Annotated in this window: 23 protein-coding genes and 2 tRNA genes; 17 read left to right on the top strand and 8 right to left on the bottom strand. The window is 71.3% G+C overall.

What is annotated here, in order from left to right:
- Window positions 1-75: 75 nt before the first annotated feature.
- Together ACZ4Z3_RS20985 and ACZ4Z3_RS20980 are read left to right on the top strand one after the other, a co-directional pair.
- Window positions 76-780 carry a hypothetical protein gene (locus tag ACZ4Z3_RS20985; RefSeq protein ID WP_468502418.1) on the top strand — a complete coding sequence of 235 codons (705 nt, stop codon included), beginning with the start codon at window positions 76-78 and terminating at the stop codon, window positions 778-780.
- Entirely contained in the window at window positions 749-1,930 is a 1,182-nt protein-coding gene (locus ACZ4Z3_RS20980) for a helix-turn-helix domain-containing protein (protein ID WP_468502417.1), read from the top strand. Before ACZ4Z3_RS20985 ends, ACZ4Z3_RS20980 begins: the two co-directional genes overlap by 32 nt.
- A 493-nt stretch (window positions 1,931-2,423) precedes the next feature.
- On the opposite strand, the gene ACZ4Z3_RS20975 is transcribed toward ACZ4Z3_RS20980, so the two are convergent.
- A complete protein-coding gene (locus ACZ4Z3_RS20975) occupies window positions 2,424-2,750 on the bottom strand; it encodes a GYD domain-containing protein (RefSeq protein WP_468502737.1) in 327 nt (108 codons plus the stop codon).
- 322 nt (window positions 2,751-3,072) lie between these two features.
- Entirely contained in the window at window positions 3,073-3,897 is an 825-nt protein-coding gene (locus ACZ4Z3_RS20970) for a helix-turn-helix domain-containing protein (protein WP_468502416.1), read from the bottom strand.
- A gap of 328 nt (window positions 3,898-4,225) precedes the next feature.
- Here ACZ4Z3_RS20970 and ACZ4Z3_RS20965 point away from each other — a divergent pair, with 328 nt between their 5' ends.
- Window positions 4,226-4,465: a hypothetical protein gene (locus tag ACZ4Z3_RS20965; protein ID WP_468502415.1), complete on the top strand. Its 240-nt coding sequence runs from the start codon at window positions 4,226-4,228 to the stop codon at window positions 4,463-4,465.
- A gap of 431 nt (window positions 4,466-4,896) precedes the next feature.
- Here the strand turns inward: ACZ4Z3_RS20965 and ACZ4Z3_RS20960 are convergent, their stop codons facing one another.
- The gene (locus ACZ4Z3_RS20960; protein ID WP_055521757.1) at window positions 4,897-5,118 is read right to left on the bottom strand and encodes a hypothetical protein; all 222 of its coding nucleotides are present in this window, start codon (window positions 5,116-5,118) and stop codon (window positions 4,897-4,899) included.
- A gap of 267 nt (window positions 5,119-5,385) precedes the next feature.
- Between ACZ4Z3_RS20960 and ACZ4Z3_RS20955 the strand changes: the two genes are divergently transcribed.
- Both ACZ4Z3_RS20955 and ACZ4Z3_RS20950 read left to right on the top strand, forming a co-directional pair.
- Window positions 5,386-5,685, top strand: a complete 300-nt coding sequence (locus ACZ4Z3_RS20955; protein WP_468502414.1) for a hypothetical protein — start codon at window positions 5,386-5,388, stop codon at window positions 5,683-5,685.
- 161 nt (window positions 5,686-5,846) lie between these two features.
- Entirely contained in the window at window positions 5,847-6,062 is a 216-nt protein-coding gene (locus ACZ4Z3_RS20950; protein WP_468502413.1) for an antitoxin, read from the top strand.
- A gap of 100 nt (window positions 6,063-6,162) precedes the next feature.
- On the opposite strand, the gene ACZ4Z3_RS20945 is transcribed toward ACZ4Z3_RS20950, so the two are convergent.
- Entirely contained in the window at window positions 6,163-7,152 is a 990-nt protein-coding gene (locus ACZ4Z3_RS20945) for a bifunctional DNA primase/polymerase (protein WP_468502412.1), read from the bottom strand.
- A 438-nt stretch (window positions 7,153-7,590) separates the two neighbouring features.
- On the opposite strand from ACZ4Z3_RS20945, the gene ACZ4Z3_RS20940 reads away from it, so the two are divergent.
- The 5 genes from ACZ4Z3_RS20940 to ACZ4Z3_RS20920 all read left to right on the top strand — a co-directional run bounded on the left by ACZ4Z3_RS20940 (window position 7,591) and on the right by ACZ4Z3_RS20920 (window position 12,623).
- Window positions 7,591-8,490 (top strand): bifunctional MaoC family dehydratase N-terminal/OB-fold nucleic acid binding domain-containing protein, encoded by a 900-nt coding sequence (locus ACZ4Z3_RS20940; RefSeq protein ID WP_468502736.1) that lies wholly within the window; start codon window positions 7,591-7,593, stop codon window positions 8,488-8,490.
- Window positions 8,487-8,882 (top strand): MaoC family dehydratase, encoded by a 396-nt coding sequence (locus ACZ4Z3_RS20935; protein WP_468502411.1) that lies wholly within the window; start codon window positions 8,487-8,489, stop codon window positions 8,880-8,882. Before ACZ4Z3_RS20940 ends, ACZ4Z3_RS20935 begins: the two co-directional genes overlap by 4 nt.
- Window positions 8,879-10,045, top strand: coding sequence for a lipid-transfer protein (locus ACZ4Z3_RS20930; RefSeq protein WP_468502410.1), 1,167 nt, complete (start codon window positions 8,879-8,881; stop codon window positions 10,043-10,045). The genes ACZ4Z3_RS20935 and ACZ4Z3_RS20930 overlap by 4 nt, the downstream gene beginning before the upstream one ends.
- 185 nt (window positions 10,046-10,230) lie before the next feature.
- The gene (locus ACZ4Z3_RS20925; RefSeq protein ID WP_468502409.1) at window positions 10,231-10,809 is read left to right on the top strand and encodes a SigE family RNA polymerase sigma factor; all 579 of its coding nucleotides are present in this window, start codon (window positions 10,231-10,233) and stop codon (window positions 10,807-10,809) included.
- Between the two features lie 155 nt (window positions 10,810-10,964).
- Window positions 10,965-12,623 carry a long-chain fatty acid--CoA ligase gene (locus ACZ4Z3_RS20920; protein ID WP_468502408.1) on the top strand — a complete coding sequence of 553 codons (1,659 nt, stop codon included), beginning with the start codon at window positions 10,965-10,967 and terminating at the stop codon, window positions 12,621-12,623.
- 150 nt (window positions 12,624-12,773) lie between these two features.
- On the opposite strand, the gene ACZ4Z3_RS20915 is transcribed toward ACZ4Z3_RS20920, so the two are convergent.
- Both ACZ4Z3_RS20915 and ACZ4Z3_RS20910 read right to left on the bottom strand, forming a co-directional pair.
- Window positions 12,774-18,017, bottom strand: a complete 5,244-nt coding sequence (locus tag ACZ4Z3_RS20915) for a PAS domain-containing protein (protein WP_468502407.1) — start codon at window positions 18,015-18,017, stop codon at window positions 12,774-12,776.
- A 354-nt stretch (window positions 18,018-18,371) separates the two neighbouring features.
- A complete protein-coding gene (locus ACZ4Z3_RS20910) occupies window positions 18,372-18,998 on the bottom strand; it encodes an SSI family serine proteinase inhibitor (protein WP_468502406.1) in 627 nt (208 codons plus the stop codon).
- A gap of 302 nt (window positions 18,999-19,300) precedes the next feature.
- On the opposite strand from ACZ4Z3_RS20910, the gene ACZ4Z3_RS20905 reads away from it, so the two are divergent.
- Both ACZ4Z3_RS20905 and ACZ4Z3_RS20900 read left to right on the top strand, forming a co-directional pair.
- Window positions 19,301-19,391 (top strand) — tRNA-Ser (locus tag ACZ4Z3_RS20905).
- A 188-nt stretch (window positions 19,392-19,579) separates the two neighbouring features.
- Window positions 19,580-19,652: transfer RNA gene (locus tag ACZ4Z3_RS20900), tRNA-Arg, on the top strand.
- Between the two features lie 154 nt (window positions 19,653-19,806).
- Here the strand turns inward: ACZ4Z3_RS20900 and ACZ4Z3_RS20895 are convergent.
- Together ACZ4Z3_RS20895 and ACZ4Z3_RS20890 are read right to left on the bottom strand one after the other, a co-directional pair.
- A complete protein-coding gene (locus ACZ4Z3_RS20895) occupies window positions 19,807-20,577 on the bottom strand; it encodes a hypothetical protein (RefSeq protein ID WP_468502405.1) in 771 nt (256 codons plus the stop codon).
- Window positions 20,578-20,650: 73 nt separating this feature from the next.
- A complete protein-coding gene (locus ACZ4Z3_RS20890; protein ID WP_468502404.1) occupies window positions 20,651-21,142 on the bottom strand; it encodes an MSMEG_6728 family protein in 492 nt (163 codons plus the stop codon).
- 88 nt (window positions 21,143-21,230) lie between these two features.
- Here ACZ4Z3_RS20890 and ACZ4Z3_RS20885 point away from each other — a divergent pair, with 88 nt between their 5' ends.
- The 5 genes from ACZ4Z3_RS20885 to ACZ4Z3_RS20865 all read left to right on the top strand — a co-directional run bounded on the left by ACZ4Z3_RS20885 (window position 21,231) and on the right by ACZ4Z3_RS20865 (window position 26,198).
- Window positions 21,231-21,677: a hypothetical protein gene (locus tag ACZ4Z3_RS20885; protein ID WP_468502403.1), complete on the top strand. Its 447-nt coding sequence runs from the start codon at window positions 21,231-21,233 to the stop codon at window positions 21,675-21,677.
- A 148-nt stretch (window positions 21,678-21,825) separates the two neighbouring features.
- On the top strand, window positions 21,826-22,716 hold the full coding sequence (locus ACZ4Z3_RS20880) for a DUF2797 domain-containing protein (RefSeq protein ID WP_468502402.1): 891 nt from the start codon (window positions 21,826-21,828) through the stop codon (window positions 22,714-22,716).
- Window positions 22,717-22,917: 201 nt separating this feature from the next.
- Window positions 22,918-23,268: an antibiotic biosynthesis monooxygenase family protein gene (locus tag ACZ4Z3_RS20875; protein WP_468502401.1), complete on the top strand. Its 351-nt coding sequence runs from the start codon at window positions 22,918-22,920 to the stop codon at window positions 23,266-23,268.
- 369 nt (window positions 23,269-23,637) lie between these two features.
- On the top strand, window positions 23,638-24,378 hold the full coding sequence (locus ACZ4Z3_RS20870) for a response regulator transcription factor (RefSeq protein ID WP_468502400.1): 741 nt from the start codon (window positions 23,638-23,640) through the stop codon (window positions 24,376-24,378).
- Window positions 24,375-26,198, top strand: coding sequence for a sensor histidine kinase (locus tag ACZ4Z3_RS20865; protein ID WP_468502399.1), 1,824 nt, complete (start codon window positions 24,375-24,377; stop codon window positions 26,196-26,198). Before ACZ4Z3_RS20870 ends, ACZ4Z3_RS20865 begins: the two co-directional genes overlap by 4 nt.

Here is a 26,198-nt window from a genome sequence, read left to right as displayed (position 1 = left end):
TTCAGCAGGCCCCTGTCGGCGAACCCAGGTTCGCCGACAGGGGCCTGCTGCTGGACCGACGCAGGGTCACCTTTGTTGCGTCGCACCGCCGTTCTGGTGCCGCGCTCATGCAACCTTAACTTTCCTCGTGATATTTTCACGCCTGTGATTAAGGATGAGGTCGCCCGCATCCGTGATGCCGCGGCGCAACTCTGTGAACCCCTGCACGACGCCTTCGCTTGGGCTGTCCAGCGGCAGCGCAGCCAACTCCCGGAGATGAACGGCCCCGCCTACGGCTGGATCCGCACTCACATGACCCGCGCTCTTGTTCACTCGCGGCTCACATCGGACGCTGACAGCCTCGGCGACTGGAAGCTCAGCGGCAACCATCGTCGTAACGGAGAGCTGTGGCTTACAAACGACGAGTACCGCACCCGACTGCTGCACGGGTTCCGGGATGACCACGTCCCAGCTCCGGGGCCCAACCGTCAGCGCCGGGCCTTCTACCAGAACCGGCCACTGGCGAAGTTTGGCCAGATGACCCTGCTCGGCCCGGAGGACAACGACCTGCTTATCCTCTGGCGTATCGATGCTGAAGGTGCGCCGTTGTTTCGGGTGGTGCGAACGATTGGCACCTGGCGGTTCGGCAAGGAGCAGCTAGTCGATCTTGACTTCCCGCTTCTCACCAGCGCGTCCGACCTGCGCGACCTTCACTTCGAGCCGCAAGATGAAGGTCTGGAACTTGAACTTCCGAACGAGGAGACGAACGATGCCGACGGCACTGGAGGCTTCTCCTGGTGAGCGGCTGCGGACTCTCCGTGACCTTCTTGGGCTCACCGGCGCCGACCTCTATCGCCTGACCAAGATCAGTCAGAGCTGGATCTCACAAGTGGAGACTGGAGCCCGAGAGCCGGCAGAAGACCGGCTCCGCGTCATCGCCGAAGCCACCGACACCCCGATGAGCTTCTTCTACGCAAGGCCGTCTTCCGTGCCGCTGGACTCCTTGCGCTTCCGCAAGATGGCAACTGCTAGCAGGACCGTCACTCGCCGTATTAGTGCGTTCTATGGCGAGGGCTTCCGCGTAACCGAAGAGATCACGGGCCGGGCTCACTACCCGGCTCCGCCTCTCCCGTTCGCCAGTGAGTCGGAGCTGGGTGATGATGACATCGAGGAGCTTGCAGCGCAGACTCGCGTGGCCCTTCGCCTGGCTTCTGACAAGCCGATCCCACACCTGACCCGCGCCCTGGAGCGGTCGGGCATTGCCGTTGCTCCCATCGTGCTACCTGACCCAACGGGTGACTCAGTCAGCCCAACAAACAAGCACTTTGGTGTGTCGTACTGGGCAGGTATCGGGGAAACGGCGCTGATTGCATACTTCCCTGGCCCCCAGGGGGACCGCGACCGGTTCACCCTTGCCCATGAACTCGGGCACCTCGTGCTTCATACCTTCAGGCCTCATGCAGGCGACCCAGAAGGTGAGGCAAACCGGTTCGCGGGCGCCTTCCTCGTGCCGTACGAGCGGGCGCGAGAGGAGATGACAGACCGCCTGACACTGGAGGGCTTCGCCCGCCGCAAACAGGCCTGGGGCGTGTCTATCCAAGCCCTCATCCTTCGTGGCGCTGCTGTAGGCAACATCGGTGAGAGCCGTAAACGTTCGCTGTATGTGCAGCTGACTCAGCGAGGCTGGCGTAAGGAGGAGCCTGTATCAGTCGGCCAAGAGGACCCCTTGCTCCTGTTCAGCCTGCTGCAGCGCATGTATGGAGACAGGCCGTACCTGCCTGCCTCGGACGAGCTGGCGATCCAGCCCGCGGTTTTGCGCTCCATTGCCCCGCAGCCGGTCAGCAAGAGGCCTGCCGCTGAAGCGTCGTTGCCTCGTCCTGACGGAAAGGTTCTGAACTTCACTCAGCGTGCCATACAGTCGTCGGCAACTCCCCGAAGGGCGGCGCAGTAGAGACGTGGTGGCCGACTAGCTCCCTTCGGACCCACGTGACTAGCCTGAGTCGATTTGCGCTCCTGGAGTCTGGCCAACCTGTGGCCAGGCTCCCGCCTCCATACTTGTCGTTCGATCTGAAAGCCCAGGTCAGGATGTGAGAGCTAGTGCGTGCTCGGCGGTCTTGAAAACCGTCGTGGCGCGAGTCACCGTGGGTTCAAATCCCACACCCACCGCATGGCGAAACGGCCCCTGACCAGGCAATCGGTCAGGGGCCGTCGTCGTGCCCGGTTCCCGCTCAGCACCGTGGTACCCCGCGGCTACCCGCTGGATCGGGCACGGTCGGGGCACGAGCATCTTGTGATCCGTAGCTCTACGGATGTCGGTCATGATGGTCATCCATGATGCTGCGCGGCCTTCAACGACCACTATTGGGCGCGGGTGGTTGCTGTGGGCGCTGTACCTCGCTGCCGTCTCGATTCCTGACCCCGTCAGTTGACGGCTGCCTGGACCGCTACGCGCCGGGAGCCCGGTACTGAACTTGCCCGGCTTTGCGCAGGGCCTCCATGGTTTCGTCGACGGTCAGGAGAACGGTCGTCTCGAACGAGTTGAGCGCGCCGCCTCCGCTGATCGCCAAGGCGACCGCGGCCATGGAGACGTTGTCCGGGGCCTCCCACAGGTTGTAGCCGTCGCGGGTGCCGAACGCGTACCAGAAGCCGTGGAGCTTGCCGCCGACGGACTCGATGTACGACTGAGCGGCCTTGGCGCGGTCCTCGGGGTGGCCGATGAGTCTCGCCCAGGTCTCCGGCGTGTAGCTGAACCTCGATAGATAGAGCGGCATCATGTCTCCCTTTCGTCCCGACTAGGGATGCCCCTGCGGGATGGGACCCGCCTCCGAGGTCATCCGCTTATCCCCCGAACGGCGGGGGTGATGACTGCCGGTCGCGGGTGTGGTGGGCGGCATTGGGCTCGCGACCTGGCTGGTCTTCGGGGCTCCCATGACCGGGACGGGGGCATGCGGTTGGTGCGGCATGGCTTGGCGTTGGCGTCTCTCGGCGCGGTCAACGGCGGTGCCTGGCTGATGTTTCCGGCAGGGAGGACGATGCGTCCGATGTGGTGGCCGGCTGAGGGCGGGGCGGGGAGCGGGTCGGTCGGTGGGGCAGTCAGCGGCTGTGCCGGGCCGCGTACACGTCCAGGGGTTCCAGCGCGCCCCACGCCTGGTCGAAGCTGTCCGCGAAGTACCGCAGGAAGGCGGGGCCTTCGACGCTGAAGCCCGTCAGTTGTTGGCGGCCGGCGCCGGAGAAGGACAGGAACGTGACGGAGTCGTCCACGAGGCCGGTGTTGTGCCAGGCGCAGGAGGCGGTCCAGGGCATGACGCGCGCCTCGTAGGCGTAGATGTCCGCCGTCTCCTTCTGGTGGTCGAGCAGCCACTGCAAGTACGCCGGCTCCGGTGTGCTGTCGCGCTCGGGGACGCCGATGATGCGCCGGGCGCTGGCGCCCTCACCGGAGTGGTCCCGGGCCCAGTCCAGCACCGTGCTGTAGTACTCGGCCACTTCCGGTGCTCCCCAGTGGCTGGGCGGGTGCCGTCGGACGTAGGTGAGCCGGATCTCGCGGCGGGCCGCCCGGATGCGCGCGGCGGAGGCGCGGTAGAAGGACGACGGGTCCGGGTAGCGCACCATCTCCGCCCTCAGCGCCTCCACCGGTTCCTCGGGGCCCTCCCGCTTGAGCCTGTCCAGCTCCGTCCTGGCCTCGCGCCACAGGGACTGCCACTGGCTCCACTCCCCGTCCAGCGCGGCGACCAGGCGGCGGGTGACCGTCTCGCCGGGCAGACGGCGTCCGTTGAGGGCCTCGGAGACCGTCGACGGACTGCACTGGGCCCGCGCGGCGATCGTCGTGACCTGCGGGGTGCCCGCAGTGATCCGCAGCCGGCTCAGCTCCGCCGCGAAGCGGCGCACGGCCGGCGGCACACCGCCCGCGTGGACGTTCATCGTTCCCCCTGAGGGCGTCGCCCGGTCCGGTGACCGTCATCCGGTCCGGTGACCGTCATCCGGTCCGGTGACCGTCATCCGGTCCGGTGACGGCGATCGGCTCCGACGCCTGTGATCGGTCTACGACTGTGATCGGTCTACGACTGTGATCGTCCCACTCTCTCCCGTGCGGCCGCCGAACTTCGCCGAATCCCGCCGAAGAAGCCCGAACTCCGCCGACGCTTCCAGGACTTTCGGGCTCTGCCGGAATCCCTGGACCGCGTGGAGCGGCGCCTGGTCAACTGGCCGACATCTCAAGCCGAGGATCGGAAGAGGAAGGTGACCGCACATGCCGATCGACCTCAGGATGTCACTGCGCCGCCACTACACGACGTTTCTCGCCGTGCTCGTGACCGGGATCGTTCTGATCCTGGCGGTCAACGACACCGCGCGCACCCTGGACGTCTACCTGAACTGCCTGATGAGCGTGGCAGGCATGATCGCCGCCTATGTGCTCTCGCCGCCGGACCCCTCCCGCCCGGCCGACCGTGATGAACGGCCCGGCGCGACGGGGGACGAGGCGCGGTGATTACGGCGGCGTGGCCGGGAGCCGGGGCGGCGCGCCGGGAGCCGGGTTCCGGGTCCGGATCACCGGCGCCCTGCCGCACACCGGGCACACCAGGCACGCCGTGAACGGCCCCCTGACCACGTCGGATGGCCAGGGGCCCTTCTTCTGCGCGGTGGGCGCTAGGCCGCCTTGGGGGGCCGAGCCGACCGGGTCGGCCGGGCAACGGGGCTCGGGGCCGTGGCCGGGTCCTGTGCGTCCTCGGGCCAGTAGGGCTCGTCCTCTCCGAAGTCCGGGGCCCGGAACGGGTCGGTCGTCGGAGGCGGCGATACCGCGGTCGGACGGCTGGGCTGCCCTTCCAGGGCGGAGAACAGCGACGTCGGGTCGATGAGAGGTCTGCCTTTCGTTACAGGCCCCTGAGGGGACCTGGTGTGCCGTGACCGGGCACAGCGGTTCTACAGCTTGGTCATCTTGGCGTACGGGCTCGAGATCCGCACCTGCGCCGAGCCGAAATCGACGAGCGCCGCGATTCCGTCCTCGATGCCGACCACCCGGCCGAGTCCGTACACGTCGTGCGTGACCTGGTCGCCCAGGGCGAAGTGCTTGGGAGCCGGTGCGACCGGGGCCTTGAACGGGCTGGTGGGCAAATGACGCTTCGGTGCCGCGGGCTTTGTCATGGCTCAGTATGAGCCTACGCGTCTCCGGCCCGCTGTGGCCGTCGGCACATATCTCTCGGGAAAACCGTGTTATTCCGGGCACCACGGGAGATCAGCCGACGCCGTCGTATCGCACAAGCCCGTGGGCTCACACAGAGCCGCGCCGGGCGAGCGTACGGGGGCTTGGCCGCTCGCCGGTGTGCGTCCGCACGCTCTGCCGGGCGCAACCCGGTGCTGGAACGATCCCCGTGCCGGTACCGGCGAGAAATCAGCTGAAGGGGGCCTGGCATGGCTGTGGTGTTGTCGATGCACTGGGCGGGGGTCACGCCGGAGCAGTACGACACGGTGCGGGACGCGGTCGGGTGGGAGGAGGTGCCGGCGGTCGGCGGGCAGATGCATGTGGCCTGGTTCGACGACCAGGGGTTCCATGTGACGGATGTGTGGGACTCCCAGGAGGCGTTCGAGGCGTTCTTCGGCGAGCGGCTCGCGCCCGCGATCCAGAAGGCCGGCCTCACGGGGTCGCCCGAGATCGTTTTCAGCCCGCTGCACCGACGGTTCGTCGCGCCGGGCGTCAGCGGTACGGGGTGAGCGGTACGGGATGAGCGGTAGGCGATGAGCACCCGCGCGTTCCGGTGAACGCGCGGCTGGAAGGGGTGTCCCGGTGTGTGGGGCGCCCCTTCGTCTCCGGATGCGGGGCGGAGGACGGGCGCTGATTCTGGAGGGGACGGCGAACAGCGGAAGGAGCCGCGATGTCTGTGATCGACAAGCTCAAGCACATGCTGAAGGGCCACGAGGGACAGGCCGGCAAGGGCGTCGACCGTGCCGGTGACTTCGTCGACGAGAAGACCCAGGGCAAGCACAGGCGTCACGTCGACACCGCTCAGGACCGGCTCAAGCGGCAGATGGGCACGGACCAGACAGGCCGGACGGACCCGGGCGGCCGGGAAGAGCCCCCTCTTCGGTAGGTGGCATAGGCCACGCGGCCGAGGGTCAGTGGGGGCGCCTCGGGCAGGCCACATGGCATCTACCCGGTTGCTACGAGTGCTCTGGCCCCCCCATCCCTCCTTACCCCCTCCGCCCCGACATCCGAGCCGCCGACGCCACCGTCGAGCGGGCCTCGCGTTCCGTGAGGCCCGTGTGGATCGCGGCGTCTATGAGGGCGTTCGCGAGGTCGGGGCCGAGGCCGTTCTCGTAGGCGCGGCAGGCGGCCCAGAAGAGGCGGGTGTTGCGTTGCCCTTCGTGGGCGGTGAGGACGAAGTGGATCAATCCGTGGCCGTGGTCGTGGCCCCGGGCACCACCACGGCCACGGCCTTCTCCGTGGCCACGGTCGTCAGCCGCGGGGATCCCGCCGCCCTCGTCGAAGCCAGGGCCACGGCCCGGCCCCAGACCCCTGCCGCCCGGCCCGCCGGCCGCGCCTCCCCGCGCTCGGGGGCTCCTGACCGGCGGCAGCAGCAGCCGCAGCAGCGCTGAAGGGCAGGGGGCCGGCGGGAGGTGGCCCGTTCCCGGGACCGTGCCGTACACGCCGCGGTCCGTGCGGGACCCGGGGCCGACCAGGTAGCCGCCGGCGCCCCTGATGTCGATACCGGGGGCGAGACGGCTCGCCGAGTTCGGCACCACCACGTCGGGCGGGCCGGTGAGCCACAGGTGGCGGCCTCCGCTGGGGGTCAGGATCACGACCGTGTCCGGGATCGTGAAGAGGTGGCGCAGAGCCAGTTCACGGAGGGCCGCGGAGGAATCCGTACCGGATTTGGTGTCGAGGTCGACGCCGATCAGATGGTGGGGGTGGAGACCGCACGCGATGCCGTAGCCGGTGGCCCAGGGCGCGGCGGCGAAGAGCGCGCGGACGCGGCGGGGATCGGTGGAGGCGTCGTACACGCCGTGGCCGAAGCGGCCGCATTCGCCGTGGCAGGGGGTGGGGGTCGGGTCGTCACGGTGAGGTGAGCGCAGGGCCGGGAGTTTCGAGCGGGACAGGGGGATCACCGCCAGTCCGCGTTCGGCGGCGGAGAGGGCGTGTGCCAGGGCCAGGGTGGTGGCCTGCCGGTCCATGGTGGCCATGCCTCTATATTCGTACGTACGTTCGATAAAGGGAAGGGGGTCCGGGCGGGGTTTCGGGTGTCCGGTCATCCCCGCAACGGCTCCGGCTTCACGGCCATCGAGCAGGACAACGCCGTCGTCGGCTTCACCGCCATCTGGTGAGCCGGCGGGGGTGGCGGATCCGGCCGCGTGGCTCAGGGGTCGCCGCCCCCGGGTGTGGGACATGTTCGTGGGGTGTGTGCGCCTGTGCGGCGGTACTTCGGTGCCGCCGCACAGGCGTTTGACGTGATGGACCGATGCGGCCGGATCTGCGGGGTGCTTCCATGTCGCCACGCAGCTGGATCGGTGCGGAGCCACCTCGCAGCAGCGTCGGCGTATTGACAGTTCCCCCACCCCTTCCTTCAATCTGACGGATAGTCAGAAACCTCCGGAGGGGGCCGTGGCGTGGTGGTCGAGGATCTGTCCGTGCGACTCAAGGTCTACGAGGGGCGCCCCGCCGTACGCGGTGGTCTCGGCAAGGACCCCGTCAACTCGCCCATGATCCGGCACTGGTGCGAGGCCATGGGTGACACCAACCCCGCGTACACCGGACCCGACGCGATCGCGCCGCCCACCATGCTCCAGGTGTGGACGATGGGCGGGCTGAGCGGACACGAGACGCGTTCACCGGCGTACGAGGAACTCCTCGCCCTCCTCGACGGCGCCGGGTACACCTCCGTCGTCGCCACCGACTGCGAGCAGGAGTACCTGCGGGTGCTGCGCCCCGGGGACGAGATCACCTTCGACTCGGTCATCGAGTCGGTGTCCGACCGGAAGACCACCAAACTCGGCACCGGGTACTTCGTCACCACCCGCATGGACGTCCGCGTCGGCGACGAACTCGCCGGCACCCATCGCTTCCGGATCCTCAAGTACGCGCCGCGCGCCGCGGTCCCGCCACAGGACCCGGCCCCGCGCCGCCCCCGCCCCGTCGTCAACCGCGACAACGCCGGCTTCTGGGAGGGCGTCGCACGGCACCGCCTCCTCATCCAGCGCTGCACCGGATGCGGCGCGCTGCGTTTCCCCTGGCTGCCGGGGTGCAACGCGTGCGGCTCGCCCGCGTGGGACACCGTCGAGGCGAGCGGCGAGGGCACCGTCCACTCGTACGTCGTCATGCACCACCCGCCCTTCCCGGCCTTCGATCCCCCCTACGCCGTCGGGCTGATCGAGCTCGCCGAGGGCGTACGGATGGTCAGCAACGTCATCGGGGTGCCGTACGACAAGGTGCGCATCGGCATGCCCGTACGGCTCGCGTTCGTGCGGTACGACGAGGAGTTGGAGTTGCCCGTGTTCCGTGCGGAGGAAGGGGCGCGGCCATGAGGGCCGGGGACGGGCTTCCTCCGCTGCGGATCCCGATCACGCGGACCCTCGTGGTCGCCGGAGCCATCGCCTCGCGCGACTACCAGGACGTGCACCACGATCCGGAGCTGGCGCGGCGGCGCGGATCGCCCGACGTCTTCATGAACATCCTGACGACGAACGGGCTGGTCGGACGGTACGTCACCGACTGCTTCGGCCCGCGTGCCGTCCTCCGCAGGGTCGCCATCCGGCTCGGCGCGCCCAACTATCCCGGCGACACGATGGTGTTGGCGGGCACGGTCGAGGAGGTCGACGGGGACACGGCCACCGTGAAGGTCGTGGGGGACAACGGCATCGGCCGACATGTCACGGGGACGGTCACCGTCACCGTCCCGGCGGAGGGCGTCGTATGAGTGTGCGGGCGAAGGACCGGCTCGGCGGGCGGGCCGCCGTCGTCGGGATCGGGGCGACCGACTTCTCCAAGGACTCGGGGCGCAGTGAGCTGCGGCTGGCCGTGGAGGCGGTGCGGGCCGCGCTGGACGACGCGGGACTGACGCCCGCGGACGTGGACGGGATGGTGACGTTCACGATGGACACGAGCCCGGAGATCACGGTCGCGCAGGCCGCCGGCATCGGGGAGCTGTCCTTCTTCTCCCGCGTCCACTACGGCGGCGGGGCGGCGTGCGCGACGGTGCAGCAGGCGGCGCTCGCCGTCGCGATGGGCGTCGCGGAGGTCGTGGTCTGCTACCGGGCGTTCAACGAGCGGTCGGGGCGGCGGTTCGGGGCCGGCGTGCGGCACCGCGAGCCGTCGGCGGAGGGGACGGCACTCGGCTGGACCCTGCCGTTCGGGCTGCTCACCCCCGCGTCCTGGGTGGCGATGGCGGCGCAGCGGTACCTCCACACGTACGCGCTGACCCCGGAGGCGTTCGGGCACGTGGCGGTGGTGGACCGCAAGTACGCGGCCACGAATCCGGCGGCGTACTTCCACGGGCGCCCCATCACGCTCGCCGAGCACGCGGCCTCCCGGTGGATCGTCGAGCCGCTGCGGCTGCTGGACTGCTGCCAGGAGACGGACGGCGGCCAGGCCCTCGTCGTGACGTCGGTGGAACGGGCGCGGGACCTGCCGAACCCGCCCGCGGTGATCGTCGCCGCCGCCCAGGGAGCCGGCCGGGCCCAGGAGCAGATGACGAGCTTCTACGGCAGCGATCTGACGGGGCTGCCCGAGATGGGCGTCGTCGCGCGCCAGCTGTGGCGGACCTCCGGGCTCGGGCCGGGCGACATCGACGTGGGCATCCTCTACGACCACTTCACGCCGTTCGTGCTGATGCAGCTGGAGGAGTTCGGGTTCTGCGCGGCCGGGGAGGCGGCCGGGTTCGTCGCGGAGGAACGGCTCCCGCTGAACACGCACGGTGGCCAGCTCGGCGAGGCGTACCTGCACGGCATGAACGGCATCGCGGAGGCGGTACGGCAGCTGCGGGGCACCGCGGTCAACCAGATGGCCGGCACGGAACACGTCCTGGTCACCGCGGGCACCGGAGTACCGACCTCGGGCCTGGTGCTGGGCACGGACGGGTGAGGGCGGCGAGGACCCCGTACCCGTACGGCCGGACAGGCGTTCCTCAGGGAGGCACCCTCAGTGGATGGGGGCCGTTCATCCACCTCCAGTAGGTGGGGTCTGCCCCACTCCTACAACCTGAGGGGGATTCGTCTTCGGGACCTGCGGCCGATCCGCCGGGGCGGGCCCGCTCCTAGCGTGGAGCCATGACCACACTCGTCTGCACCAGCGCTTCGAACGCCGCTGCACCGGCGACGCGGACCCTGCCGAACCCGCCGCTGGTGACCCTGTCGTACCCGTCGTTCTCGGCGTACGTGAAGGCCCGTCAGCCGCTGCTGCTGCGGACCGCCCGGTCGCTGACGGCGAACCCGAGCGACGCCGAGGATCTGCTGCAGACCGCGCTGGCCAAGACGTACGTCGCCTGGGAGCGGATCGAGGACCACCGGGCGCTCGACGGGTATGTGCGGCGGGCGCTGCTGAACACGCGGACGTCCCAGTGGCGCAAGCGCAAGGTGGACGAGTTCGCGTGCGACGAGCTGCCCGAGCCGGACGGCGTCCACACGTCGGACCCGGCGGAACAGCAGGCGCTGCACGACGCGATGTGGCGGGCGATCATGAAGTTGCCGGCCCGCCAGCGGGCGATGGTGGTCCTCAGGTACTACGAGGATCTCAGCGAGGTGCAGACGGCCGAGGTCCTCGGGGTCTCGGTGGGCACGGTGAAGTCCGCGGTGTCGCGTGCGCTCAGCAAACTCCGCGAGGACCCGGAACTGGAACCCGTCCGCTAGCCCGGTCGTTGGCCTGACATGCGGCTGCGATCAAGCTCCTCAGGTAACGCTCTCTGATCGATCATCCCGGCACCTAGTGACATACCGCGCGGTATGTGAGCAGAATCAGCGCAACCGTTACCACCGCGTAGGCAGAGCCGCCCCGGGAGGACGCCGTGCTGAGCACCATGCAGGACGTACCGCTGTTGATCTCCAGGATCCTGACCCACGGACAGGTCATCCACGGGACGTCGCAGGTGATCACATGGACCGGCGAGGGGGAACCCGACCGCCGCTCCTACGCCGAGATCGGCGCCCGTACCGCCCAGCTGGCCCACGCCCTCCGTGAGGACCTCGGCGTCGAGGGCGACGAGCGGGTCGCGACCCTCATGTGGAACAACGCGGAGCACGTCGAGGCGTACTTCGCGATCCCCTCCATGGGAGCCGTCCTCCACACCCTGAACCTGCGGCTGCCCCCCGAGCAGCTCGCCTGGATCGTCAACCACGCCGCGGACCGGGTGATCATCGCCAACGGCTCGCTGCTCCCCCTCCTCGCGCCGCTCCTCCCGCACCTCAAGCCGGTGGAGCACGTCGTCGTCTCCGGCCCCGGCGACCGGTCGCTGCTCGCCGGAGCGAGCGTCCAGGTGCACGAGTACGAGGACCTGATCGCCGGCAAGCCGACCACGTACGACTGGCCCGAGCTGGACGAGCGCTCCGCCGCGGCCATGTGCTACACCTCCGGCACCACCGGCGACCCCAAGGGCGTCGTCTACTCCCACCGCTCGATCTACCTGCACTCCATGCAGGTCAACATGGCCCAGTCCATGGGCCTGACGGACGCGGACCTCTCCCTCGTCGTCGTCCCGCAGTTCCATGTGAACGCCTGGGGCCTGCCCCACGCGACGTTCATGACCGGCGTCAACATGCTGATGCCGGACAGGTTCCTGCAGCCCGCCCCGCTCGCCGAGATGATCGAGACGCAGAAGCCGACCCACGCCGCCGCCGTCCCCACCATCTGGCAGGGCCTGCTCGCCGAACTGAGCGCCCGCCCGCGTGAGGTCTCCTCCCTCACCCAGGTCACCATCGGCGGCTCCGCCTGCCCGCCCTCCCTCATGCAGGCCTTCGACAAGCTGGGCATGCGCGTCTGTCACGCCTGGGGCATGACGGAGACCTCCCCGCTGGGCACCATCGCCCGGCCGCCGGCCCATGTCGAGGCCGGCTCGGACGAGGAGCTCGCGTACCGCCTCACCCAGGGCCGCTTCCCCGCCTCCGTGGAGGCCCGCCTCACCGGCCCCGGCGGCGAGCGGCTCCCCTGGGACGGCGAGTCCGCCGGTGAGCTGGAGGTCCGCGGCCCCTGGATCGCGGGCGCCTACTACGGCGGCCAGGGCGCCGAGCACCTCCGGCCCGAGGACAAGTTCAGCGAGGACGGCTGGCTGAAGACGGGCGACGTCGGCACGATCAGCCCGGACGGCTTCCTCACCCTCACCGACCGCGCCAAGGACGTCATCAAGTCCGGCGGCGAGTGGATCTCCTCGGTCGAGCTGGAGAACGCCCTCATGGCCCACCCGGACGTCGCCGAGGCCGCCGTCGTCGCCGTGCCGGACGAGAAGTGGGGCGAGCGCCCGCTGGCCACCGTCGTGCTGAAGGACGGCGCGAGCACGGACTTCGCGGCGCTGCGGTCCTTCCTCGCGGAGGAGGGCCACATCGCCAAGTGGCAGCTCCCGGAGCGCTGGACGATCATCGAGTCCGTCCCGAAGACGAGCGTCGGAAAGTTCGACAAGAAGGTGCTGCGCAGGCAGTACGCGGACGGTCAGCTGGACGTGACGCAGATCTGACGGACGTGACGCTGATCTGAGGGTCCGGCGTCTGGCCGGCTGAGAAGAGCTGTACGACTTGGGGCACTGTTTCACGTGAAACAGTGCCCCAAGTGCTGTTGTCGGGCCTCAGCCCGTGTGCCGACGGCCTCAGGTCGTGCTGGGGCGACCTCAGTTCGTGCCGATGCGGGCCAGGAGGTCCACGATGCGGGTCTGGACGTCCGGGCTCGTCGAGCGTTCGGCGAGGAACAGGACGGTCTCGCCCGAGGCCAGGCGCGGGAGTTCGGCCTGATCGACGGCGGCGGTGTAGACGACGAGCGGGGTGCGGTTCAACTGCCCGTTGGTCCGCAGCCAGTCGATGATCCCGGCCTGGTGCCGGTGGACCTGGAGCAGATCCATCACCACGAGGTTGGGGCGCATCTGCGCGGCGAGGGTGACGGCGTCCGCGTCGGACGCGGCCCGCGCGACCTGCATGCCCCGCCGTTCCAGCGTGGCGGTCAGGGCGAGCGCGATCTCCGCGTGCTCCTCGATCAGCAGCACCCTCGGCGGATGCTGCTCGGAGTCACGCGGCGCGAGCGCCTTCAGCAGGATGGCCGGGTCGGCCCCGTACGCCGCGTCACGTGTCGCCTGGCCGAGCCCCGCCGTGACGAGCACGGGCACCTCGGCGGCCACCGCGGCCTGGCGCAGCGACTGAAGGGCCGTACGCGTGATGGGACCGGTGAGCGGGTCGACGAAAAGGGCGGCCGGATACGCGGCGATCTGTGCGTCGACGTCCTCACGCGAGTTCACGATGACGGGGCGGTAGCCGCGCTCGCTGAGCGCCTGGTGCGTGGGCACGTCCGGAGCGGGCCACACGAGCAGTCGGCGAGGGTTGTCCAGCGGCTCCGGCGGCAACTCGTCGTCCATCGGCTGCGGCTGGGGCCGGTCGGGAACCTCCACCGCCCCGCCGGGCCCGTCCAGCGGCTCGGGCCCTTCGTCCGCGTTCTCGTCCGGGGCCCCTATGGCGTACGAGCGCCCGGCCCCGTCCGTGTTGCCCACCAGCCGGGACTGCCCGGCGAGCGACGGCTGTGGCGGCAGGGGCACCTGTCCGGCGAGCGAGGCGTGCGGCGGCAGCGGCACCTGCCCGGCCAGTGAGGACTGGCCCGGCTGAGCGGGCAGCGGGGTCTGCCCACTGCCGTTGCCCTTGGCCTGCCCGGGCTGCGGGTGGGGGCGCGCGGCAGACTCGGAGCGGTCACCGCCGGGTTCGGGCGGCGTACCGAGCTTGCGTCGCCGACCGGAACCGCCGGGCTGGTTCGGGGCCGGGGTGGACCCCGGCTGCGGCCGGCCCTGCGCCTGGGGGGCGCCCTGGCGGGCGAACGGTACCCCCTGGCCCAGCGTCCGCACGCTGATCGCCCGCCCCTGCGTCGAGTTGGGGTCGAGCGAGGCGACGGGCCCGGCGGTCGGCGCGGCCTCGGCGGGCAGCGGCTGCGCGGCACGCGGCTGCCGCACGGCACGCTCCGGCGGCAGCGGGGTCCCCGACGACGGCGTCGACTGCGGAGGCAACGGAGCCTGCGCACCGGCCACGGGGACACCGACGCCGGAGGAGTCGTGACCGGGGTCGGGCCAGGACTGGGGCTGCGCCTGCGGCGTGGCTTGGGCGGGCTGACCGGCGCCGGGCACGCCCTGGGCGGGCCCCGGCTGGGGGGCAGCCTGAGCACCTTGCGCGGGCGCGGGCTGGCCGGGCGCGGCGACCTGCTGGGGAACGCCCTGGGCCGGTACGGCAGCGGCCTGCGCGGCCACCCCGGGGGCACCCTGGCCGGGCACGGGCTGCGCGCTCGCACCGGGAGCGCCGACGGGCTGACCGGGGGCCGGTGCCGCGGCACCCACGGGCTGGCCGGGGGCGGCGGCCTGGGCGGGCATCTGCTGAGCCGGACCGGCGACACCCTGCGGCGGTGCGGCGGGGCCCTGCGCGGCGGTGGCCTGCGCGGCAGCCCCGGGAACACCCTGGGCGGGCACCGGCTGTGGGGCGCCCGGCAGACCCTGAGCGGGAATGGGCTGACCGGGAGCCGCGGCCTGTGCCGGGGCGGCCGCCATGGGCACACCCTGGGCGGGGACGGGCTGCGGCGCCGGGACGCCCTGTGCGGGTACCGGCTGTGGTGCTGCGGCACCCTGTGCGGGCACCGGCTGGCCGGGCACCATCTGCGGAGGGATGCCCTGACCCGGCGGAACCTGGGCAGGCACCGGCTGCTGCCCGGCGGTGACCTGTGCCCCGGCGTCGCCCTGCTGTGCGGCGGGGCGGACGGCGCGGCGGCGGCCGGTCGGCGCGGGCAGGGGATGCGGCTGCGGCGGGGTGTGATCGTCTGCCGGGTTGTGCAGCGCGGCGTCGTGGCGCCCGTCGTCCGCACCACCGGTGGGAGCCCCCGGCAGCTGACCGGCGACGACCGCCTGGCCGACCCCGGGCGCCTGCGCGGGATCGGCCACCGGTACGGCACCCTGCGCGGCGGCGACACCGGGCACCCCGGCGACCTGGACCTGCGGCGGAGCCTGCACCTGGCCTTGGACCTGCGGCTGCGGCTGGGCCGCCTCACCCGTTGCCCGGACCTGACCCTGAGCAAGGGGCTGGGCGAGCCCGGCGGGCAGCCCGGCGGCAGGCACAGGACCGGCAGCCGGCACGGGGCCTGCGGCGGGAACGGGGCCCCCGGCGGGCACCATGCCCCCAGGCGGCACGGGCCCCGGCAACGGCTGCCCGGGCGACACCGGACCTGCCCCCGGAATCGGCTGCCCGGCGGGCACGGGCCCAGCGGCAGGGACCGGCCCCCCGCCAGGTGCGGCCCCAGTCATCGGCACAGGCCCACCAGCGGGTGCGGCCCCACCAGGCGGTACGACCCCTCCGGCAGGCAGCGCGCCTCCTCCGGGCAGCGCGGCCCCACCGGCGGGCACCCCGGCCACAGCGGCTCCCTGGCCGCCCTCACCGTCGTACGCCTCTGCTCCCGGAGTCCCCGGCCCGCCCGGGGCCGCGGGCACCGGCACCGGACCGAGCCCGGCGTTCTGCGCGTACTCGGGGCCGCGGTCGGCCTCGGCCGGCGGCAGCGCGAAGACGGCCCGCCCGGCGGGCTCGGCGGCGGCCCGCTCCTCCGCCTTGGCCAGCGCACGACGACGGCGCCCGGTGGGCTGGCCCTCGCTCGTGTCACCGGTCGCGGCGTCGGGCGAGGGGGTCGTGGCCGGGCCGGCGGGCAGCGCGGGCGGCAGCGCGTTCTGCGCGGCGGGCTCGCGGCGCGCCCGCCGTCCGCTGGGCGCGGGCACGCCCTGCGGCGGCACGGTCCCGCCGAGCCCGGAGGCGGCGGCAGCGGTACCGGCGGCGTGCTCGGCCGCCGTGACGACCGCGCCCTCGGCCGCGACGGCCTCTCCGGAACCGTCGGCCGCGGCTGCCCGGCCGCGCCGTCGTCCGGTGCCCTCGGCCTCGTCGGTGCCGCTCTGCGCGGGCACGGGCGCCTCGGCGGGGGGACCGCCCGCGACGTCCTCGGCCCGGCGCCGACGACGCCCGGTGGGAGGCGCGGCGGACGCGGCCTCCGCCTCGGGGACGTCGTCGCTCTCCAGGAACGCGTCCACGGACGAGCGCCGGGCCCGACGCCGACCACCACCGGCTCCACCGTCGGCGTGCTCGGGCAACGAGACCTCGGCACCGGCGGCCACGGGACCGGCGTCGGCAGGAGACTCCGCGGGGAGCGCGGCCTCGTCGACGGCCACGACCGGCGCCTGCGCGGGAACCGTGCCCGCGCCGCCCCCGAGCGGTACCTCCAGCACGTACGCGCTGCCGCTCATCCCCGGTACCTCGTGCGTCTGCAGCACACCGCCGTGCGCACGCACGATCCCCTGGACGATCGGCTGGTGCACCGGGTCTCCCCCGGCGTAGGGGCCGCGCACCTCGATCCGTACGACCTCGCCGCGCTGCGCCGCCGCCACGACGACGGTGTTGTCCATGTAGCCGCCGACGGACATGGGCGCGTTGCCGGTCGCGTCGACACCGGCGACGTCCGCGATCAGATGCGCGAGCGCGGTCGCGAGCCGGGCCTGGTCGACCTCGGCCTCGATGGGCGGCGCGTGCACGGCGAACTGCACCCGCCCCGGCCCGACCAGCTCCACGGCACCGTCGACACCGGCGGCGACGACCGCGTCGAGCATGACCGTCGTACGGACGAGGCCGTCCTCACCGGCGTCGATCCGCTGGTACCCGAGCACGTTGTCGATCAGCGTGGTGATCCGCGAGTACCCGGCGGTGAGGTGGTGGAGGACCTGGTTGGCCTCGGGCCACAGCTGACCTGCGTCGTCGGCGGCGAGGGTGCCCAGTTCGCTGCGGAGCTGGTCGAGGGGGCCGCGCAGGGAGGTGCCCAGCACGGCGAGCAGCTGCTCGTGCCGCGCGGCCAGGGCCTCGTAGCGGTCCTTCTCCCGCTCGCCGAGCGCGGCGTACCGCTCGTCACCGGCGGCGAGTTCCTCGGCGTGCTTCTCGCGCAGCTCGGCGAGTTCGGCGGTGTGCTGCTCCCGCACGCCCTCCAGTTCCTCGGCGTGCTCCTCGGCGAGCTGCTTCAGCTCCTCCGCGTGCCGCTCGGCCTCGGCGGTCTTCTCCTCGGCGAGCTGGTCGTAGGGCCGCCGGTCGGTGAACGTCATCACGGCCCCGACGAGCTGGTCCCCGTCGCGCACCGGCGCGGTCGTCAGGTCGACCGACACCTTGTCGCCGCTCTTGGACCACAGGACCTGCCCCCGCACCCGGTGCTTGCGCCCGGACCGCAGGGTGTCGGCGAGCGGGGACTCGCCGTACGGGAAGGGGGAGCCGTCCTCGCGGGAGTGCAGGACGAGCGTGTGCAGCTCGCGCCCGCCGAGATCGCTGGCCCGGTAACCCAGTATCTGGGCGGCGGCCGGGTTCACCAGGACGATCCGCCCGTCGGTGTCCGTCCCGACGACGCCCTCGGCCGCGGCCCGCAGGATCATCTCGGTCTGGCGTTGCGAACGTGCGAGTTCGGCCTCGGTGTCGACGGTGCCGGAGAGGTCGCGCACGACCAGCATGAGCAGCTCGTCATTGGCGTAGCCGTAACCGTCGTAGGCCTGCTGCCCGTTCTCCAGATTCGCGCTTGTGACCTCGACCGGGAACTCGCTGCCGTCGGTCCGGCGGGCGGTCATGCGGGTCGGCTTGGTCCGCCCGGTCGGGTCCATGGTGTCGGGCCGGCGCATCGACCCCGGAATCAGCCGGGAGTCGAACTCGGGGAGAAGATCCAGCAGCCCGCGCCCCACCAGGGCGGTACCCGGGGCCTCGAAGGCCTCCAGGGCGATGGTGTTCGCGTTGACGACGGTCCCATTGGCGTTGACCAGCACCAACGCGTCGGGCAGCGCGTCCAGTATGGCTGCGAGGCGAGCAGCGCCTCGGGATGGCCTGCTGCTCACGAGACGCTTCCTCCCTGTTACCGCACCTTGCCGACCGCCTGGGCCATCTTGCCAACCGGCCCGCAACGTGTCACGCGAGGGAGTCTACGGGCAGAGGTTGCGCTCGCGACGCCGGATGAGAGGGAGGTCGCACACCGAACATACGGAGATGCCGTGACCGTGTGTTTTGCCGAACAACACGCCTCGCGGCACATATGTACGGCGCCTACGACCCCCACTCGGGCTTATGGGCATATGCCGTCGGAGTTATCGGGGAGAGGGGAGAGGAGGGGGCGGGCGGGGGCGGTGCCGTCGGCCCGGGGGCGGTGCCGTCGGTTTGTGGGTGGGGGGAGCGCCGTGATGGGGAAGGTGGCGTTACTTGCGGAGGTCGGGGAGTACGGGGACCAGCGCGTCCCAGCGGGCGATCTCACAGCCGTTGCCGCGGTCGTAGCGGGCGTCGACCGGGCGACCGGCCCAGGTCCCCGTCACGTGGGCGGTGGCCGGTCCGCCGTACATCATCGTGCAGACGGCACCCTCCTCGACGGGGGCGAAGGGGTCCTTGCCCCAGGTGGTCCGCTGATCGAGCCGGCCGCAGGCCGCGCCGACGCGCGGATGACTGCCCCCGTCGGGGTGGCAGTGCAGCTCGAACCGCCCGTCGACGTCACCGCCGGCACCCCGGACCGTGACGATCAGCCGGTGCTGCGGCTCGGCGAGAGGCAGGGGCAACGAGGTACGAGGGAGCAGATCCCCGGTACGGGGCAGCCCGTCGGCGGCGTAAGCGGCCGGAGCGACCGCGGGCGAGAACGCCCCGGCGGCGGCAGCGGCGAGGGAGGCGGCGACCCGGAAGAGGGCCCGGCGGGCGGGACGGCCGGGGGCCGCGCTGCGGGGGCTGCCGGACCTGAGGGCGACCGGGCGGGCGGAGCGGCGCGGGTCCGCGACGAGGGAGGTGCCGGCGGCGGAGGTGGACGCCTGGGGCGATGTGGGGGGAGGGCTCTGCGACATGACCTGACTAACGCCACGCGGGCCGCACGGTTGCGGCGGACGGAAGGACGGCACGCGCGGGCGAACCCCGCCCCCGCCCCTGTTCCCCTTCCGGCTCCCCGCCGACCGCCCGCCCTCTCGCCGTACTGATCCCGGACGTCCCTGACGAACCGTTCCCGAACGCTCTCCGACCCGCCGCGACGTGCCATACGGCTTTGCCCTGCGGCCTCTCCGCCTAGTACCGTGGGAGGCGATTGGTGACAGCCCACTCGGCTGTGTCATCATCTGCACGCACCACTCGCGCTCGCGCGGGCGGTTGTGCGGGAGGCGTCGCCTAGTCCGGTCTATGGCGCCGCACTGCTAATGCGGTTTGGGCCTTAAAGCCCATCGAGGGTTCAAATCCCTCCGCCTCCGCGCTTGATCACCGAAGCCCCGGTCCACGCGACTGGGGCTTCGTCGTTCCCCGGAGTGCCCGCCGAGTCGTTTTCGCAGGTCACAAGGGGTGCGGCAAACGGATTTCACATGGCGACGGCAGTCATGTAATGTTCTTCCTGTCGCCGAGAGCGGGCCGAAAGGACCGGGACCGGCGGAAAACAGAACAAGCACTCGTAGCTTAACGGATAGAGCATCTGACTACGGATCAGAAGGTTGCAGGTTCGAATCCTGCCGAGTGCACACAGGTCAAAGCCCCCTCGGGATCATCCCGGAGGGGGCTTTGTCGTGCTGTGCGGCAGTCGGTGGAGCATGGCCTGCTCCGTCGGCGGCGCGGCTTGGGGCCTTCAGGGGGAGACCATGCTCACGCAGTGGAGGGAGGCGATGGGGGCGGTCGTCAGTAGCGGTGGCCGGGCCAGTGCGGGTCTGTCCAGCGGGCCTCGCCGGTGAGTCCGAGTAGCCGTATCCGGTGCTGCAGCGCTTTCGGTGCGTTCGACTCGCGGAGCCGCTTCGTGGCGTGGTCGAGGAGCCAGGTGACCAGGTCGGCGCGCATTTTCTCCTCGTCGTGCTCGTACCAGCCGACTCTCCACGGCAGGCTGTCTCCCAGAAGCTCGTACTCCCATTCCGCCGCCGCCTCGGCCAGGCGGCGGTCGCTGAGGGGCCCGGTGTGTTTCTCCCATGCGGCAAGCCACGGTCCCAGCGTTCCGGACGCCTCGGCACACAGCACGAAGACCCGGTGTGCCGGTACGACCGCGTCCGGGTCGGTGAGGCTCTGTGCCCACCAGGCATGCAGGAACTCGCGTACCGGACGGGCGTGCTCCTCGGGCCACTGCTGACAGCGGCCTCGGGCGAAGGAGCACCCGGCCTCCTCCAACGCGTCATACAGGGGATTCACGCGACCGGCGACCAGCTCTGCGGCGAACTGCGGCAGGATACGGCGCAGCACCGCGGCGTGATCGGTCCAGTCGACGGCCTCCCAGGTCCTGCGCAGGAGATCCGGCTCCAGTTCCACGTCCGGCGTCCTGAGCAGGGCAAGCTCCTCCGAACTGCCCCAGTGGCATTCGCAGTTGTGCTCGTCCGGGTGTGCGGTCATGCCGCGGAAGGTGGCGGAGAGGTTCTCCAGGGCGGCGCTGAGGCGGCGGCGTGCGGGATGGTCGGCGAGTTGCATGTGCTCGGCCTTCGAGGACTCCGTACGGCTTCCGCCGGCCGAAGATCGCCACCTTACCCGGGATGCCGCCGTGTCATGGCTCGGACGGTTGGGGCTGCGTCGTGGTCCTGTCCGACGTGGGCCAGATGTAGGGGAGGTCGGGTGGGACGTCGGGGAAGAGGGGGGTGTATGTGGCGGGGTCCTTGCGTACGAGTGCCGAGCGGTGGCTGCGGTGGAACGTGTCGTCGCCCAGCCAAGGGGGGAGGTCGGCGGTCTCCCGCAGCGCGGCCTGGGGGCGGACCCGCGTTCCGGGGCGGAACGCCAAGAGGTCGGCGACCAGGGTGGCCGCGCAGCTGTCCTGGTGGCCCTGCTCGCGCCACACCGCGCACACGTCCAGGCCGTACCTGACGAGCGCCTCCTCGTACCCGGCCCACATCCGTACCGCCGGATGGTGGCGCCAGCCGTAGCCCGGTACGACGAGGCCGCGGAGCACCTGCAACGCCTCGACCCGCTGTTTGCCGAGTCGGCGGCGGTCCAGGGTGAGCGCCGACGCCCGGAAGTCGGGGTAAGGCAGGAACGTCTGCATGGTGACCTCACGAGTACCGCGCCAGCGGCCCTGACACATCCTGACGTCGACTGAATGGGATATGGAGAAAACGGGCACTTCGGCAATCATGAACGCACAGCACGACGGCCCCGACCGGGCTCACCAGCGGCCCGAAGGGCTCAGCGACACGACGGTGGAGGCGCTCGGCGCGCTCTCCAAGGCGCTGGAGATGACCGAGCGGGCCCGCGGCCGCCTCTACGACTTCCATCAGCTCACCGGCGGTGCCGATCTCGAACTGGACCGGGCCGTGCGCCTGCTGCGGGAGGCCGGGCACCCGGAGTGGGCGGAGAAGGTGCGGACCGAGATCCTCGGGCGCAATGTCATCCCCGGGCATTGGACGTTCCAGATCGTCGAGGCCTACAACGACACCTACTACGAGCCGTTCAAGGCGCTGGAGAAGAGCGCCGTGGACGAGTTGGCCGACGGCCGGGACCATCTCTACGAGGCGGAGATGAAGGAGGCCCGCCGTACGGCCGGCCACCCCGCCCACACCGCCCGACCCGACAGCTCTTGAGCGGCTTCCGCATGGAGGGGAGAGGGGGGTGGCTCGTCCTCGCGGCCCTCCTCGCGTCGCGTCGTCAGCCAAGGCACCGCCGGTCGGCGGTCGCTCCGTTTCCGCAGGTCAGTCGCATTGTCAGTGGTGCCCTCTAATGTCGTGAGGGATGGCACACGCGTGGAGATGTACCGGGCTGCGGTGGGGCGGCGCCGAGCCCTGTCTGGTGTGGGAAGGCGGGCGGAGGAGTCCTCTGCCTCGGGGGAAGGCGGTGGTTTTCGGAGTCGTGGACGGGGGCGGACGGACCTGTGTCGGGGCCCGGGGGCATGCGTGTCCGGTGCGGGCGGGTGTACCGGGGCGGAGTACCGGCGCGCGGTGCGAGGAGTGTGCGCGGCTGGATCGGGCGCATTCCGTCGCGGCTGACACCTTCGCCGATGACCCGCGGCCGTACCACGTGTACCTCGCGTGGTTCGGGTCCGGCATGGTGAAGGTCGGGATCACGGCGGTCGAGCGGGCGTCGGCGCGGCTGCTGGAGCAAGGGGCGGTGTGCTTCGCGTGGCTCGGGCGGGGGCCGCTGATGGCCGCGCGGCGGGCAGAGGAGGTGCTGCGAGCCGCGCTGAAGGTGCCGGACCGCATTCCGTACGCCGAGAAGAGGCTGCTGCGCGCCGCCCTGCCCGAACGGGCTGAGCGTGAGGGGGAGTTGGCGGCGCTCCACGGGCAGGCCCTCGCACTGCCGGGGTGGCCGGAGTCCCTGGAACCGGTGGCGTTCCAGGCGGTCGATCACTTCGGGGTGTTCGGGCTGGACGGGCTGCCGGCCGCCGACGGGGTGGTGAGCGAGCTGGTCGCGGGCGGCGTGGTCGGCGGTGAGGTGCTCGCCGTCGCCGGGCCCGATCTGCATCTCGCCACCGGACGGGGAGTCGTCGTCCTGGACACACGGCTCATGACCGGGTGGGAGTTGACCGCTCCCACGGGCGAGGGCGCGCGTGACGCGGTCACGGTGCCGGTCAGGGAGGTGCGCGAGCGAGGGGGAGGGGGAGGGGTGCAGGACGGGCTGTTCTGAGGCGGGTCAGAGGGCGCGCGGGTGAGGGGGGCGAGCAGGTGAGGGCGAGCGGGTGAGGGGGCGAGCGGGTGAGATTGCGGGCGGCCGGGGGGCTCCGCGCTGGCCCTGGTCGACGTGCTCCGGGTAAAGACTTCGATCCCTTTTGGATCCCGTACGGAAAGGTGCTGGACGGTGGTGGATGGCCGACGCGACAGTGGCGACATGAGTGATCAGCAGATAGCACCTGTCCCTGCCTTCGAACCGCCTTACTACGCCGTGGTGTTCACCTCCACGCGGACCGAGGACCAGAGCGGGTACGGGGAGACGGCCGAGCGGATGGAGGAACTGGTGAAGGACGTGCCGGGGTATCTCGGGATGGACCACGCACAGACACCCGGCGGCCTTGCCATCACCGTGGGGTACTTCCGGGACGCGGACGCCCTGGAGCGGTGGCGGAGCGACACGGAGCACCGGTCGGCCCAGAAGCGGGGGCGCGCCGAGTGGTACCGGAGCTACTCCCTGCACGTCGCCAAGGTCGAACGCAGCCAAGGGTTCGTGAAGGAGAAGGAGTAAGGAGTAAGGCACTAGGAGAGGAGGGGACGGGGCGCGGGGTGAGCGGCCCGGCGGGTGCCCCTGCCGGCGCTACGACGTCTGGTCCGACAGGCGGCTCCGTGAGTGGGGCGGAGCATGACCGCGCTTGCATGAGGAGGGGGTCGGGGCGGGGGTGCGCGTCCCGTTTCCTGTGGGCGGGAGGCTGTGGGATCTCGGTGAGGCGCCCAGGGGAAAGCCCTGTGGCGAGGCGGGGAATCCCTGGTCAGCGGGGTTCTGTCCCGGAAGTCGGGGATCTTCCCAGGTGTTCCCTGAGAGGCTCCTGTGTGTTTCTCAGAAAAATCACAGGTTCCAGAAAGGGTGTTCTCAGAGGGCCCCGACAAGGTGTCCAGCATGACCACGACCTCGCCCCAGGGGCGCACCGAACTGCTGAGGCCGGACGGGAGCCCCGTCCGGGTGCTTGTGGTGGACGACGAGCTGTCGATCACCGAACTGCTGTCCATGGCCCTTCGCTACGAGGGATGGCAGATCCGGAGTGCGGGGGACGGTACCGGTGCCCTCCAGGCCGCGCGCGACTTCCGGCCCGACGCCGTCGTCCTGGACATGATGCTCCCCGACATGGACGGGTTGACCGTCCTCGGGCGGCTTCGGCGGGATCTGCCGGACGTGCCGGTCCTCTTCCTCACGGCGAAGGACGCGGTCGAGGACCGGATCGCCGGACTCACCGCCGGTGGCGACGACTACGTCACCAAGCCGTTCAGCCTGGAGGAGGTCGTCGCCCGGCTGCGGGGTCTCATCCGGCGTTCCGGCGCCGCCGACCGGCGCTCCGACTCGGTGCTCGTCGTCGGTGACCTCATGCTCGACGAGGACAGCCACGAGGTGTCGCGCGGCGGGGACAACATCCACCTCACCGCCACCGAGTTCGAGCTGCTGCGGTTCCTGATGCGCAACCCGCGGCGGGTGCTCAGCAAGGCGCAGATCCTCGACCGTGTGTGGTCGTACGACTTCGGGGGCCAGGCGAACGTGGTCGAGCTGTACATCTCGTACCTGCGGCGGAAGATCGACGCCGGGCGTGAGCCGATGATCCACACCCGGCGGGGAGCCGGTTATCTGATCAAGCCAGCCGCGTCGTGAGCGGGCGACGACGGACGCGTACGCGGTGGCGGTCGGGGCTCAGGCCGGGACGAGGGAAGCGGCAGCCGCGCACACTGCGTACGCGGCTCGTCGTCTCCGCGGTGGCGTTGATCGCGGTGGTGGGCGCGGTGATCGGAACGGTGACGACGATCGCGCTGAGCGAGCACCTGAACAATCAGCTGGACCGTCAGGTGCGCGACGTGGGCGAACGGGCGGCCGGTCCTCCCCAGGAGGCGCTGGACGGGCGTAAGCCGAGCGGCGGCTTCTACCCCGGTTTCCAGAAGCCGAACGGCTCTGCGGCGGCTGACAACTCCGCTGCGTCCACGGCTCGGACGACGGACGAGAAGCTCGAGGACTTCGTGAGGGGTCCGACGCAGAAGAACACCGTCATCGCCGCGGTCGACGACAGCGGCAAGGTCAGCAAGGCGGTCGTGGCGCGGGAGAAGTCCACCGACTCCGGCGGCTTCGACCGTATGTACGGGACCGAACTCCCCGCCGCGGCGACGGAGGAACTCGCCGCCGCGTCCAGGACGGGCATGGACACGGTGGAGCTCACCGGGCTCGGTGACTACCGGGTCACCTACGTCACCGGCGTCAAGGGCACTTACTACGTCGCGCTGCCGACCGCGGACGTCGACAACACCCTCAGCACACTCGTCGCCGTGGAGCTCAGCGTCACCGCCGCCGGGCTCGTCGCCGCCGGTGTCGCCGGGTCCGCGCTGGTCGGGGTGGCCCTGCGGCCGTTGCGCAAGGTGGCGGCCACCGCCACCCGCGTCTCCGAACTGCCCCTGCACACCGGCGAGGTCACCCTCAACGAACGGGTGCCCGAGTCCGAGACCGACCCGCACACCGAGGTCGGACAGGTCGGGGCCGCCCTCAACCGGATGCTCGACCACATCCACGGCGCGCTGCACGCGCGGCAGGAGAGCGAGACGCGCGTCCGGCAGTTCGTGGCGGACGCCAGCCATGAGCTGCGGACACCCCTCGCGTCCATCCGCGGCTACGCCGAACTCACCCGGCGCGGCAGGGAGGAGATCGGGCCCGACACCCGGCACGCGCTCGGCCGCATCGAGTCCGAGTCCGGGCGGATGACGCTGCTCGTCGAGGATCTGCTGCTGCTGGCGCGGCTCGACGCCGGACGGCCGTTGCAGTTCGAGCGGACCGATCTGATCCCGCTGGTCGTGGACACCGTCAGCGACGCGCGGGCGGCCGGGCGCAGCCACAACTGGCGGCTCGACCTGCCCGACGCGCCGGCGCCGGTGTCGGCGGACGTGGCACGGCTCCAACAGGTCCTCGTCAACCTGCTGGCGAACGCCCGTACGCACACACCGCCCGGGACCACGGTCACCGCGCGCGTGCAGCGGCGCGGGCCCTGGATGTGCGTGGACGTCGAGGACGACGGGCAGGGCATCCCGGAGGACTTGCTGCCGCATGTCTTCGAACGGTTCGCGCGCGGGGACTCCTCCCGGTCCAGGGCGTCCGGCTCGACCGGCCTCGGGCTCGCCATCGTGCAGGCCGTGGCCGACGCGCACGGCGGCGCCGTGACCGTCGACAGCGTGCCCGGCAGGACCGTGTTCACCGTGCACCTGCCCGTCCTCGGCGGGCCCGGACCCCTGCTCGACGACGCCGCCAACTGGCAGCTCGACGACCTGGACCACGACGCCGACCCGGATGCCGACCCGGACGCCGACCAGGACGCCCGGCACGACGCCGACCAGGACTTCGCTCAGGACATCGGCGGCGTCGGCCGGGACCTCGTCGACGCCGCGCGCCGGCAGCCGGACTCACAGGCACAGCACAGCGTCAGCACACGGGCATAA

It is taken from the genome of Streptomyces sp. NPDC030296 (assembly GCF_055572815.1).
The sequence above is the reverse complement of the archived record's forward strand: the minus strand, read 5'-3'. Positions and strand labels throughout refer to the sequence as shown.

Excerpts from the sequence above, each read along its gene's own strand:
- ACZ4Z3_RS20980 (WP_468502417.1), top strand. The coding sequence starts at position 749 with ATGCCGACGGCACTGGAGGCTTCTCCTGGTGAGCGGCTGCGGACTCTC.
- ACZ4Z3_RS20975 (WP_468502737.1), bottom strand. The coding sequence starts at position 2,750 with ATGCCGCTCTATCTATCGAGGTTCAGCTACACGCCGGAGACCTGGGCG.
- ACZ4Z3_RS20970 (WP_468502416.1), bottom strand. The coding sequence starts at position 3,897 with ATGAACGTCCACGCGGGCGGTGTGCCGCCGGCCGTGCGCCGCTTCGCG.
- ACZ4Z3_RS20965 (WP_468502415.1), top strand. The coding sequence starts at position 4,226 with ATGCCGATCGACCTCAGGATGTCACTGCGCCGCCACTACACGACGTTT.
- ACZ4Z3_RS20960 (WP_055521757.1), bottom strand. The coding sequence starts at position 5,118 with ATGACAAAGCCCGCGGCACCGAAGCGTCATTTGCCCACCAGCCCGTTC.
- ACZ4Z3_RS20955 (WP_468502414.1), top strand. The coding sequence starts at position 5,386 with ATGGCTGTGGTGTTGTCGATGCACTGGGCGGGGGTCACGCCGGAGCAG.
- ACZ4Z3_RS20950 (WP_468502413.1), top strand. The coding sequence starts at position 5,847 with ATGTCTGTGATCGACAAGCTCAAGCACATGCTGAAGGGCCACGAGGGA.
- ACZ4Z3_RS20945 (WP_468502412.1), bottom strand. The coding sequence starts at position 7,152 with ATGGCCACCATGGACCGGCAGGCCACCACCCTGGCCCTGGCACACGCC.
- ACZ4Z3_RS20935 (WP_468502411.1), top strand. The coding sequence starts at position 8,487 with ATGAGGGCCGGGGACGGGCTTCCTCCGCTGCGGATCCCGATCACGCGG.
- ACZ4Z3_RS20930 (WP_468502410.1), top strand. The coding sequence starts at position 8,879 with ATGAGTGTGCGGGCGAAGGACCGGCTCGGCGGGCGGGCCGCCGTCGTC.
- ACZ4Z3_RS20925 (WP_468502409.1), top strand. The coding sequence starts at position 10,231 with ATGACCACACTCGTCTGCACCAGCGCTTCGAACGCCGCTGCACCGGCG.
- ACZ4Z3_RS20910 (WP_468502406.1), bottom strand. The coding sequence starts at position 18,998 with ATGTCGCAGAGCCCTCCCCCCACATCGCCCCAGGCGTCCACCTCCGCC.
- ACZ4Z3_RS20895 (WP_468502405.1), bottom strand. The coding sequence starts at position 20,577 with ATGCAACTCGCCGACCATCCCGCACGCCGCCGCCTCAGCGCCGCCCTG.
- ACZ4Z3_RS20890 (WP_468502404.1), bottom strand. The coding sequence starts at position 21,142 with ATGCAGACGTTCCTGCCTTACCCCGACTTCCGGGCGTCGGCGCTCACC.
- ACZ4Z3_RS20885 (WP_468502403.1), top strand. The coding sequence starts at position 21,231 with ATGAACGCACAGCACGACGGCCCCGACCGGGCTCACCAGCGGCCCGAA.
- ACZ4Z3_RS20880 (WP_468502402.1), top strand. The coding sequence starts at position 21,826 with ATGGCACACGCGTGGAGATGTACCGGGCTGCGGTGGGGCGGCGCCGAG.
- ACZ4Z3_RS20875 (WP_468502401.1), top strand. The coding sequence starts at position 22,918 with ATGAGTGATCAGCAGATAGCACCTGTCCCTGCCTTCGAACCGCCTTAC.
- ACZ4Z3_RS20870 (WP_468502400.1), top strand. The coding sequence starts at position 23,638 with ATGACCACGACCTCGCCCCAGGGGCGCACCGAACTGCTGAGGCCGGAC.